This is a genomic window from Microbacterium sp. ZOR0019, assembly GCF_000800925.1.
In the GTDB taxonomy this organism is placed as follows: domain Bacteria; phylum Actinomycetota; class Actinomycetes; order Actinomycetales; family Microbacteriaceae; genus Microbacterium; species Microbacterium aurugineum.
Map to the genome: position 1 here is coordinate 1 of NZ_JRKC01000110.1, position 1,821 is coordinate 1,821.

General features: G+C 55.4%; 1 rRNA gene. It reads left to right on the forward strand.

Going from position 1 to position 1,821, the window contains the following annotated elements:
* Positions 1 to 260 precede the first annotated feature (260 nt).
* Positions 261 to 1,784, forward strand: a 16S ribosomal RNA gene (locus tag L978_RS18080).
* The last annotated feature ends 37 nt before the right edge of the window (positions 1,785 to 1,821 follow it).

The following is a 1,821-nucleotide window of genomic DNA, read 5'->3' on the forward strand; positions in this document are numbered from 1 at the left end:
GGTAAGATAGAGAAGTTGCCCTGCGGGCCTGGTTGTGATGACTGGGTCGTGGGAGCATCCGATCCTTGAGAACTCAACAGCGTGCACTTGTCAAATGCCAAATTATCCTCGTCTAGCTTCGGCTGGGTGAGAATTCCTTTGGATCAAAGACCAGCCCTTCCGGGGGCTGGCAATGGATGAAGTCAGCAATGATTTGTCTCTTTGGTCAGCATCAAACTCGCTGCGTTCATCGTTTTCCCGGTGTTCGTATGCATTTCTTTTTTACGGAGAGTTTGATCCTGGCTCAGGATGAACGCTGGCGGCGTGCTTAACACATGCAAGTCGAACGGTGAACACGGAGCTTGCTCTGTGGGATCAGTGGCGAACGGGTGAGTAACACGTGAGCAACCTGCCCCTGACTCTGGGATAAGCGCTGGAAACGGCGTCTAATACTGGATATGTGACGTGATCGCATGGTCTGCGTCTGGAAAGAATTTCGGTTGGGGATGGGCTCGCGGCCTATCAGCTTGTTGGTGAGGTAATGGCTCACCAAGGCGTCGACGGGTAGCCGGCCTGAGAGGGTGACCGGCCACACTGGGACTGAGACACGGCCCAGACTCCTACGGGAGGCAGCAGTGGGGAATATTGCACAATGGGCGCAAGCCTGATGCAGCAACGCCGCGTGAGGGACGACGGCCTTCGGGTTGTAAACCTCTTTTAGCAGGGAAGAAGCGAAAGTGACGGTACCTGCAGAAAAAGCGCCGGCTAACTACGTGCCAGCAGCCGCGGTAATACGTAGGGCGCAAGCGTTATCCGGAATTATTGGGCGTAAAGAGCTCGTAGGCGGTTTGTCGCGTCTGCTGTGAAATCCGGAGGCTCAACCTCCGGCCTGCAGTGGGTACGGGCAGACTAGAGTGCGGTAGGGGAGATTGGAATTCCTGGTGTAGCGGTGGAATGCGCAGATATCAGGAGGAACACCGATGGCGAAGGCAGATCTCTGGGCCGTAACTGACGCTGAGGAGCGAAAGGGTGGGGAGCAAACAGGCTTAGATACCCTGGTAGTCCACCCCGTAAACGTTGGGAACTAGTTGTGGGGTCCATTCCACGGATTCCGTGACGCAGCTAACGCATTAAGTTCCCCGCCTGGGGAGTACGGCCGCAAGGCTAAAACTCAAAGGAATTGACGGGGACCCGCACAAGCGGCGGAGCATGCGGATTAATTCGATGCAACGCGAAGAACCTTACCAAGGCTTGACATATACGAGAACGGGCCAGAAATGGTCAACTCTTTGGACACTCGTAAACAGGTGGTGCATGGTTGTCGTCAGCTCGTGTCGTGAGATGTTGGGTTAAGTCCCGCAACGAGCGCAACCCTCGTTCTATGTTGCCAGCACGTAATGGTGGGAACTCATGGGATACTGCCGGGGTCAACTCGGAGGAAGGTGGGGATGACGTCAAATCATCATGCCCCTTATGTCTTGGGCTTCACGCATGCTACAATGGCCGGTACAAAGGGCTGCAATACCGTGAGGTGGAGCGAATCCCAAAAAGCCGGTCCCAGTTCGGATTGAGGTCTGCAACTCGACCTCATGAAGTCGGAGTCGCTAGTAATCGCAGATCAGCAACGCTGCGGTGAATACGTTCCCGGGTCTTGTACACACCGCCCGTCAAGTCATGAAAGTCGGTAACACCTGAAGCCGGTGGCCTAACCCTTGTGGAGGGAGCCGTCGAAGGTGGGATCGGTAATTAGGACTAAGTCGTAACAAGGTAGCCGTACCGGAAGGTGCGGCTGGATCACCTCCTTTCTAAGGAGCATCTGACGCTTCGGCGTCCAGAACCCAG